The 8,885-nt window shown below is 61.3% G+C and carries 7 protein-coding genes and 1 pseudogene; 5 read left to right on the top strand and 3 right to left on the bottom strand.

The window, feature by feature from the left end:
* From GSM73_RS26850 to GSM73_RS03945, 3 genes and pseudogenes are all read left to right on the top strand, one after another.
* Nucleotides 1–1,120: pseudogene (locus tag GSM73_RS26850) on the top strand (glycerol-3-phosphate 1-O-acyltransferase); the annotation flags it as partial.
* A 51-nt stretch (nt 1,121–1,171) separates the two neighbouring features.
* Nucleotides 1,172–1,570 carry a YbaY family lipoprotein gene (locus GSM73_RS03950; RefSeq protein ID WP_047227547.1) on the top strand — a complete coding sequence of 133 codons (399 nt, stop codon included), beginning with the start codon at nt 1,172–1,174 and terminating at the stop codon, nt 1,568–1,570.
* A 32-nt stretch (nt 1,571–1,602) separates the two neighbouring features.
* A complete protein-coding gene (locus GSM73_RS03945) occupies nt 1,603–2,292 on the top strand; it encodes a DUF4197 domain-containing protein (RefSeq protein WP_076386199.1) in 690 nt (229 codons plus the stop codon).
* A 136-nt stretch (nt 2,293–2,428) separates the two neighbouring features.
* Here the strand turns inward: GSM73_RS03945 and GSM73_RS03940 are convergent, their stop codons facing one another.
* Nucleotides 2,429–5,494: an efflux RND transporter permease subunit gene (locus GSM73_RS03940; protein ID WP_047227545.1), complete on the bottom strand. Its 3,066-nt coding sequence runs from the start codon at nt 5,492–5,494 to the stop codon at nt 2,429–2,431.
* A 6-nt stretch (nt 5,495–5,500) separates the two neighbouring features.
* Entirely contained in the window at nt 5,501–6,601 is a 1,101-nt protein-coding gene (locus GSM73_RS03935) for an efflux RND transporter periplasmic adaptor subunit (protein ID WP_160891642.1), read from the bottom strand.
* 94 nt (nt 6,602–6,695) lie between these two features.
* On the opposite strand from GSM73_RS03935, the gene GSM73_RS03930 reads away from it, so the two are divergent.
* Nucleotides 6,696–7,340, top strand: coding sequence for a TetR/AcrR family transcriptional regulator (locus GSM73_RS03930; protein ID WP_160891640.1), 645 nt, complete (start codon nt 6,696–6,698; stop codon nt 7,338–7,340).
* A gap of 120 nt (nt 7,341–7,460) precedes the next feature.
* Here the strand turns inward: GSM73_RS03930 and GSM73_RS03925 are convergent, their stop codons facing one another.
* Nucleotides 7,461–8,243, bottom strand: a complete 783-nt coding sequence (locus GSM73_RS03925; protein ID WP_047227542.1) for a class I SAM-dependent methyltransferase — start codon at nt 8,241–8,243, stop codon at nt 7,461–7,463.
* 108 nt (nt 8,244–8,351) lie between these two features.
* Between GSM73_RS03925 and GSM73_RS03920 the strand changes: the two genes are divergently transcribed.
* A partial coding sequence (locus GSM73_RS03920; protein ID WP_160891749.1) for an energy transducer TonB occupies nt 8,352–8,885 on the top strand: 534 nt, incomplete at its 3' end.

Here is an 8,885-nt window from a genome sequence, read left to right as displayed (position 1 = left end):
TGCCCTCAAGCAGCGCTTCGGCCAAGTAGCGGTGAACTTCGGTGAGCCGATCAAACTGGCGGAGTTTCTCGACGGCGAACAGCCAGGCTGGCGCCAACAGGAGCTGGGCCCGCAATTCAAACCGGCCTGGCTCAACGCAACCACCCACCGCCTCGGCGAGCGGGTGGCCCGGCACCTGAACGAAGCGGCGGCCATCAACCCGGTCAACCTGGTCGCCCTGGCGCTGCTGTCCACCAGCCGCCTGGCCCTGGACGACCGTGCCATGGCCCGGGTGCTGGACCTGTACCTGGCGTTGTTGCGCAAAGTGCCGTACTCGCCTCACACCACCTTGCCCGAGGGCGATGGTCGAGCGCTGATCGAGCACGTCAAAGGCATGCACCTGCTGTCGGAACAGAGCGATGCCCTGGGCAAGATTCTGTATCTGGACGAGCAGAATGCCGTCCTGATGACCTACTACCGCAACAACGTGCTGCACATCTTTGCCCTGCCGGCGTTGCTGGCGAGTTTCTTCCAAAGCACTTCGCGCATGAGCCGCGAACAGATCCTGCGCTACACCCGCGCCTTGTACCCCTATCTGCAATCGGAATTGTTCATTCGCTGGTCACTGGAAGAACTGGACGCCGTGGTCGACCAATGGCTCGAAGCGTTCGTCGAACAAGGGCTGCTGCGTTTCGAAAAAGACCTGTATCTGCGCCCGGCCCCGAGCTCACGGCATTTCGTGCTGCTGACCCTGTTGTCCAAGAGCATCGCGCAGACCTTGCAGCGCTTCTACATGACCGTCTCCCTGCTGCTCAACAGCGGCCAGAACAGCATCAGCGCCGAAGAACTGGAAGACCTCTGCACGGTCATGGCCCAGCGCCTGTCGATCCTGCACGGCTTGAACGCACCGGAATTCTTCGACAAGAGCCTGTTCCGGCATTTCATCCAGACAATGCTGGACCTGGACGTACTGCGCCGGGACGAAGCGGGCAAGCTAAGCTATCACGAGCTGCTGGGTGAACTGGCCGAAGGTGCGGCCAAGCGGGTCCTGCCGGCGGAGATCCGTTTGTCGATCCGTCAGGTGGCGTTGCATCGCAGTGAAGATGCGGCAGATCAGGTCATCCCGGTGGTTGCGGACTGACCCCACAGGCGCCAGGTTCTCTCTGGCGCCCTCAATATGGAAATGCCCCCAATGAAAAAGCTTCTTCTCGTCGCCGTTGCCACCTTACTCAGTGCCTGCTCCAGCGCACCGCTGGCGAGCAAAAACAGTCTCGACGGTGAAGTGTTCTACCTGCAGCGCATCGCCCTGCCGCCTACCGCTGTCTTAAGCGTGAGCCTGCAGGATGTGTCCCTGGCCGACGCCCCCGCGGTGGTGCTTGATGAACAGAGCGGTCCGGTCAAGGGCCAGGTCCCGCTGCCGTTTCACCTCAGCTATGATCCGGCCCAGGTCAAACCCGGCCATCGCTATGCCGTGAGCGCGCGCATTGAAGTGGACGGCCAGTTGATGTTCATCACCACCGAACAACACACCGTGCAGCTCGATGGCAAAGATCCACAGCCGCTGAAGATCCGCGTCAACGCCGCCCGCTGATTTCTCTTTCTAATTTTTTCAAGGAAGCTGCCATGCTCCGCTCTACGCTCCGTTTCACCAGCCTGTGCGCCGGCCTGTTGTTCTGCGCCAACACCATGGCCCTGTCCCTGGCCGACCTCTCGCAGAAGGACGCCACCGGCGGCCTCAAGGACGCACTGACCCAGGGCGCCCAAGTAGCCGTCAAGCAGTTGGGCACACCCGGTGGCTTCAGCAACAACCCCGAGGTGAAGATCGAACTGCCGGGCAAGCTCGGTAAAGTCGCCAGCAAGATGAAAGCCTTTGGCATGGGCGATCAGGTCGAACAACTGGAAGCCAGCATGAACCAGGCCGCTGAAGCCGCTGTGGTCCAGGCCCAGCCGATCCTGGTCAATGCCGTGAAGAACATGAGTGTGAGCGATGCCAAGGGGATCCTGAGCGGCGGCAACGATTCCGCCACGCAGTACCTGAACAAGAGCAGCCGCGAGCAGATCCGCGCCAAGTTCCTGCCCATCGTCAAGCAAGCCACCGACAAGGTTGGCCTGGCGCAGAAATACAACACGTTCGCAGGCCAAGCGGCGACCTTCGGCGTGCTGGACGCCAAAAGCGCCAACATCGAAAACTACGTGACCGAACAAGCGCTGGACGGTTTGTTCGAGATGATCGGCAAACAGGAAGCCACCATCCGCCAGAACCCTGCGGCGGCGGCGAGCAGTTTGGCCAAGAAGGTGTTTGGTACGCTCTGAGATTCAGCGCAAAAACACTGTGGGAGCGAGCCTGCTCGCGATAGCGGTATCAGCCATAACATCTGTGTTGACTGATACTCCGCCATCGCGAGCAGGCTCGCTCCCACATTTGATCTTCAGTGCTATCAGGATCGTGTCAGGTCTTCTTGACCCTGAACCACGCCGCATACAACGCCGGCAGGAACAACAGCGTCAACGCCGTCGCCACGATCAGCCCGCCCATGATCGCCACCGCCATCGGGCCAAAGAACAGGCTGCGTGACAGCGGAATCATCGCCAGCACCGCCGCCAGCGCGGTGAGCACAATCGGGCGGAACCGTCGCACAGTGGCTTCGATGATCGCCTGCCACGGGGCGAGCCCCGCCTTGATGTCCTGTTCGATCTGGTCCACCAGAATCACCGAGTTGCGCATGATCATCCCCGACAAGGCGATGGTGCCCAGCATGGCGACGAAACCGAACGGCTGGCGGAACACCAGCAGGAACAGCGTGACACCGATCAGTCCCAGGGGCGCGGTGAGAAACACCATGGCCGTGCGGGAAAAACTGCGCAATTGCAGCATCAGCAACGTCAGCACCACAACGATGAACAGCGGCACGCCGGCGTTCACCGATTGCTGGCCACGGGCGGCATCCTCTACCGTACCGCCCACTTCCAGCAGATAACCGTCCGGCAGCTCGGCACGAATCGGGGCCAGGGTCGGGAAGATCTGCTGCACCAGGGTCGCCGGTTGTTCCTTGCCATAGATATCAGCCCGCACGGTCACACTTGGCAGGCGATTGCGGTGCCAGATAACGCCTTCTTCGAAGCCGTATTCCAGCGTCGCGATCTGCGACAGCGCAACGCTTGTGCCATTGTCGGTCGGCACCGCCAGGCTCGGCAGCAGGGACAATTCGGTGCGCTCATGCACCGTGCCGCGCAGCAGAATCTCGATCAGTTCGTTGTCTTCCCGGTATTGGCTGACGCTGGAGCCGGTGAGGGAACTGCGCAAAAAACTCGACAGGTTAGCCGTACTCACGCCCAACGCTCGGGCGCGGTCCTGATCGACGTTCAGGTACACCACCTTGCTCGGCTCTTCCCAATCCAGATGCACATTGGCCACGTAGGGATTTTCACGAACCTTGGTCGCCACTTTCCGCGCCAGGGCCCGGACTTGTTCGATGTGCTCACCGGTCACGCGAAACTGCACCGGATAACCCACTGGCGGGCCATTTTCCAGGCGCGTGACCCGCGAGCGCAGGGCCGGGAACTGTTCGTTCAACGTGGTGATCAACCAGCTGCGCAGGGGCTCGCGGTCTTCGATGGTCTTGGCCAGCACCACGAACTGGGCGAAGCTGGGTGCCGGCAGTTGTTGATCCAGCGGCAGGTAGAAACGCGGTGAACCGGTGCCGACATAAGCCACGTAGTTGTCGATGCCCGCGTGGTCCTTGAGCAGCGCTTCAAGGCGCTTGACCTGCTCGGCGGTGTTGCTCAGGGACGCGCCTTCGGCCAGCTTCAGGTCGACCATCAGCTCAAGTCGCCCCGAGGCCGGGAAGAACTGTTGTGGCACGAAACGGAACAGCGCCACCGAGCCCACAAATAACAGCACGGTCAGCACGATGACGGTTTTGCGCCGCCGCACGCACCACTCCACCAAGCGCCGGACACGCTGGTAGAACGGCGTGCCGTAGGGGTCGAACTGGCCATCAGCGGTGCCGTGTTTGGCGGCATGAATTTTCGCCAGGTCCGGCAACAGTTTCTCCCCCAGGTACGGCACGAACACCACCGCAGCCACCCAGGAGGCCAGCAGCGCCAGGGTGACGACCTGGAAAATCGAACGGGTGTACTCACCGGTGCCTGACTGCGCCGTGGCGATCGGCAGGAAACCCGCAGCGGTGATCAGCGTACCGGTGAGCATCGGGAACGCGGTGCTGGTCCAGGCATAGCTGGCGGCCTTGATCCGGTCGAAGCCCTGCTCCATTTTGATCGCCATCATCTCGACCGCGATGATCGCGTCATCCACCAGCAGACCCAACGCCAACACCAGCGCGCCAAGGGAAATCTTGTGCAGGCCGATGCCCAGGTAATACATCGCGGCGAAGGTCATCGCCAGCACCAGCGGAATCGCCAGGGCGACCACCATCCCGGTCCGCAGCCCGAGGGAGAAGAAGCTCACCAGCAACACGATCGTCAGGGCCTCCACCAGCACCTGGACGAACTCGCCAACACCGGTTTTCACCGCCGCCGGCTGGTCCGAGACCTTACGCAATTGCATGCCGGCCGGCAGGTTGTTCTGGATACGGGCAAACTCCGCCTCCAGGGCCTTGCCCAGAATCAGAATGTCGCCGCCGTCCTTCATCGCCACGGCCAGACCAATGGCATCTTCGGCCATGAAGCGCATGCGCGGGGCTGGCGGATCGTTGAAACCGCGATGCACATCCGCGACATCGCCGATACGGAACGTGCGATCAGCGACACGAATTGGAAAGTCGCGGATCTCTTCTACTGTCTGAAAATTTCCCGATACCCGTAGCTGGACCCGCTCGCTGCCGGTTTCGAAAAAGCCTGCGGTCGATATTGCGTTCTGCTCTTCCAACGCCTGCTGGACTGCCGCCAGCGGCACGCCGAGGGTCGCCAGCTTCACGTTCGACAGTTCGATCCAGATTTTCTCGTCCTGTAAACCCAGCAGTTCGACCTTGCCCACATCCTTGACCCGTTGCAGTTGGATCTGGATGCGATCGGCGTAATCCTTGAGCACGCCGTAGTCAAAACCATCGCCAGTCAGCGCATAGATATTGCCGAAGGTGGTGCCGAACTCATCGTTGAAAAACGGCCCCTGGATGCCCGGCGGCAAGGTGTGACGGATGTCACTGACCTTCTTGCGGATCTGGTACCACAACTCGGGAATCTGCGCCGAATGCAGGGAATCGCGAGCCATGAAAGTCACCTGGGATTCGCCCGGGCGGGAGAACGAGACGATTCTTTCGTAATCGCCGGTTTCCATCAGTTTCTTTTCGATGCGTTCGGTGACCTGGCGAGAAACCTCCTCGGCCGTAGCCCCCGGCCAGTTGGTGCGAATGACCATGGCCTTGAAGGTAAACGGCGGGTCTTCGCTCTGGCCGAGCTTGGTGTAGGAAAGCGCGCCGACGATTGCCAGCAGCAACATCAGGAACAGGACGATCTGGCGGTTACGCAGCGCCCATTCGGAAAGATTGAAGCCCATCGGGGATTACTCCTTGGCCGCCAGATTGACCACGCGGTTGGAGCGATCCACCGGCCGCACCTGCTGGCCGTCGAGGAGCACGTGCACACCGGCTGCGACGACCCAGTCATTGGGGCTCAGCCCTTCAAGCACCGGAACGTTTTTTTCGCCAAACGGGCCGACGCGCACCGGGACTTTTTTCAGGGTGTTATTGCCGTTGACTACCCACACGTAAGTGGCGCCGTTCTCGGCGGTGAGTGCCGACAGCGGCACCGACAGCGACACCTGGTCGCCGGTCTGGATAAACACTCGGGCACTCTGACCCAACTCAGCCGGAACACTGCCGGCGGTGAAGGCAACGCGAGCGGCGAAGGTGCGGGATCTGGGATCGGCGGCTGGCGACAGTTCGCGGATGCGTCCGCTGAAACGCTGATCGGGCTGGCTCCATAACTCCACCGAGACCGGCTGACCAATCTTGAACCGGCCAAAGCCCTGCTCCGGCAGACTGATCAGCACTTCACGCTCGCCGTCAGTGGCGAGGGTGAAGACCGTTTGACCGGCCGACACCACCTGCCCGACCTCCACGGAACGCCGGGCGACCACGCCATCCTGTGGCGCACGCAGCACCGAGTAACTGGCCTGGTTGCTGGCGACATCGAATTCAGCCTTGATCTGCTTGAGCCGCGCGGCACCGGAGCGGTAGAGGTTTTCTGCGTTGTCGTACTGGGAGCGGCTGACCATCTGCCGCTCCATCAAGGTTTTGTAGCGATCACGTTCAGCGCGCACCAGGTTCAGGTTGGCTTCGGCGGCGGCGACCTGGGCACGGGTGGCTTCCAGCTGCAGGCGCACGTCCTGGGGATCGAGCTCGGCCAGGGGCTGGTTGGCCTTGACTCGCTGGCCCTCTTCGACCAGTCGTCGGCTTACTTTGCCGCCGATGCGAAAGGCCAGGTCTGGCTCGAATCGCGCCCTGACTTCCCCCGGATAACTTTCCATCGCCTGGCCCGAAGGCTCTGGCTGCACCACCATGGCGGGGCGCACGGCAAGGGACACAGGTTCGTCCTGACCACACGCAGACAATAAAAAAACCAGGCTCACTGGCAGGGCGAGGGGCAAGGCATAGCGGAACATGGCGAGTGACCTTTCGCTAATGGTGCTTGGAATAATTATACTGACGAGTATGTTATTAATAGCAAACTCACCAGTCCAGTATTAAAAGCGAATAATGTCGAACAATCTTTCACCTCCCACCGGCCCAGGCCGTCCGAAGGATCTGGCCAAGCGCCAGGCCATTCTCGACGCGGCAAAAAAACTCTTCGTCAGCCTGGGGTATGCCAACACCAGCATGGACGCGGTCGCCACCGAGGCCGGTGTGTCGAAGCTGACGGTCTACAGCCACTTCAACGACAAGGAAACGCTGTTTTCCGCTGCCGTGGTGGCCAAGTGTGAAGAGCAAGTGCCGCCGCTTTTCTTCGAATGGCCTGACGGCGTGCCGATCGAACATGTGTTGCTGAACATTGCCCGTGGTTTTCACCAACTGATCAACAGCGACGAATCGGTGAACCTGCATCGGTTGATCATGGCCTTGGGCAGTCAGGACCCGCAGCTGTCGACGATCTTCTTCGAAGCAGGCCCGCAACGGATGCTCTCAGGCATGGAAAGGCTGCTGAACAAGGTCAACCAGAGCGGCGCCCTGAGCATCGACAAACCGCGCAATGCGGCGGAACACTTCTTCTGCCTCATCAAGGGTGCGGCGAATTTCCGCTTGCTGTATGGCTGCGGCGCACCGTTGGAAGCCGCAGCGGCCGAGGCTCATGTCGAGGAAGTGGTGGGGTTGTTTATGCGGGCTTATCGGCCGCAGATCATCTGATAGATTCTCGCCGACTGGGCGGGCCTCATCGCGAGCAGGCTCGCTCCCACAGGGTAAGGTGTAGTTAACACAACACACATCTGTGGGAGCGAGCCTGCTCGCGATGGAGGCGACGCGGTCTCAGGCCTTGAGCGCCTTCTTGGGATAGATGTCGTAGCGGCTGGATTTACCCTCGAGCCCGTGGCTGGGTTTTGGCCCTTCGATGCACGGTGCCTTGCGCGGGCGCTTGACCACGACGCGGTGAGTCGCCAGGGCCAGGGCCGCGGCCAACAACGCCGGAGCGTCCAGGTCGTCGCCCACCAGCGGCCGGAACAGGCGCATTTCCTTCTTCACCAGGGCCGTTTTCTCACGATGAGGAAACATCGGGTCCAGGTAGATCACCTGGGGCGGCTCGCCTTGCCAGTTGCGCATCACCTCGATGGAATTGCCCTTGAGCAACCGCATGCGGGCGACGATCGGCGCCACGTCGAAGTCCTCCGCGCCTCGGGCCAGGCCATCCTCAAGCAATGCGCCGATCAGCGGCTGGCGCTCGATCAGGCTCATTTCACAGCCCAGGCTGGCCAGCACAAACGCATCCTTGCCCAACCCGGCCGTGGCATCCAGCACACGCGGACGTACGCCCTGGGCCACACCGACGGCTTTGGCGATCATCTGGCCGCTTCCGCCGCCGTACAAGCGGCGATGGGCCGCGCCGCCTTCGACGAAGTCCACCCGCACCGGTCCCGGCGCATCCGGCCCCAGTTGCTGCAATTGCAACCCCTGCTCACCGACCTGCAAGGCAAACTCGCCATCGTCCACCTGCAACGGCAGGTCAAGGCGCTGTGCCCAGTGCTCGGCCTGCGGCTGGAAGGCCGGGGCCAGGGCCTCAACATGGATGCGGCAGGCCGCGGGTTGATCACTCATGGAAGTTGTTCATTCTTGGAAACATGCTCAAAAAATTAAGGATCGGCAAAAACGGCCGATAACAACGGTGAACGGCATTTTGCCAGAGCTGAGCGTCGACCGAGAAAAATGTCAGACATTCAATCCACATCGATAGGCGTCATCTCCCCTTACGGCGATTACAGCCTGCGCAACACCCAAGCCCTGAGCGGCGTCAGTCACCTGTGGCAGGATTTTTTTGCCCGGGCCCTGGCCGATCAACTGGGTGATAACGCACCGGCGCCTGGCAGCTACCAGCCAGTTGCCCTCGATGAGGCTGTTGAACCGACCCTCGGCGCCGAATTGCTCGAGCACATTGTCAGCCAGCGCAACTGCCAAGTGACAGAAACCCAAGTCAAACCGCCTGAGCCGCTGTTCCTGCCAATCGCTGAATTTGAACTCGACCTGCTGGACAAACCCTTCCCGCCGTTCCCGCCGGAAGAAATCGCCACCCAGCAAAAACAGCAGACCTTCGAAAGCAACTGGGTTCGCCCTCTGGTGCTTGCCGCCGGCCAACCGCTGCCAGAACCGGGACCTGCGCCTCAGCCACGTCCACTGCACCTGCCGATTGCCGAATTCGAACTGGACCTGCTGGACAAGCCGTTCCCGCCGTTCCCGGAAGAG

It is taken from the genome of Pseudomonas sp. PICF6 (assembly GCF_009831705.1).
GTDB lineage: Bacteria > Pseudomonadota > Gammaproteobacteria > Pseudomonadales > Pseudomonadaceae > Aquipseudomonas > Aquipseudomonas rhizophila.
Note: the sequence above shows the minus strand (reverse complement) of the source record. Positions and strands in the feature narration are given on the sequence as shown.

Coding starts and splice junctions, on each gene's coding strand:
- GSM73_RS03950 (WP_047227547.1), top strand. CDS start 1,172: ATGAAAAAGCTTCTTCTCGTCGCCGTTGCCACCTTACTCAGTGCCTGC.
- GSM73_RS03945 (WP_076386199.1), top strand. CDS start 1,603: ATGCTCCGCTCTACGCTCCGTTTCACCAGCCTGTGCGCCGGCCTGTTG.
- GSM73_RS03940 (WP_047227545.1), bottom strand. CDS start 5,494: ATGGGCTTCAATCTTTCCGAATGGGCGCTGCGTAACCGCCAGATCGTC.
- GSM73_RS03935 (WP_160891642.1), bottom strand. CDS start 6,601: ATGTTCCGCTATGCCTTGCCCCTCGCCCTGCCAGTGAGCCTGGTTTTT.
- GSM73_RS03930 (WP_160891640.1), top strand. CDS start 6,696: ATGTCGAACAATCTTTCACCTCCCACCGGCCCAGGCCGTCCGAAGGAT.
- GSM73_RS03925 (WP_047227542.1), bottom strand. CDS start 8,243: ATGAGTGATCAACCCGCGGCCTGCCGCATCCATGTTGAGGCCCTGGCC.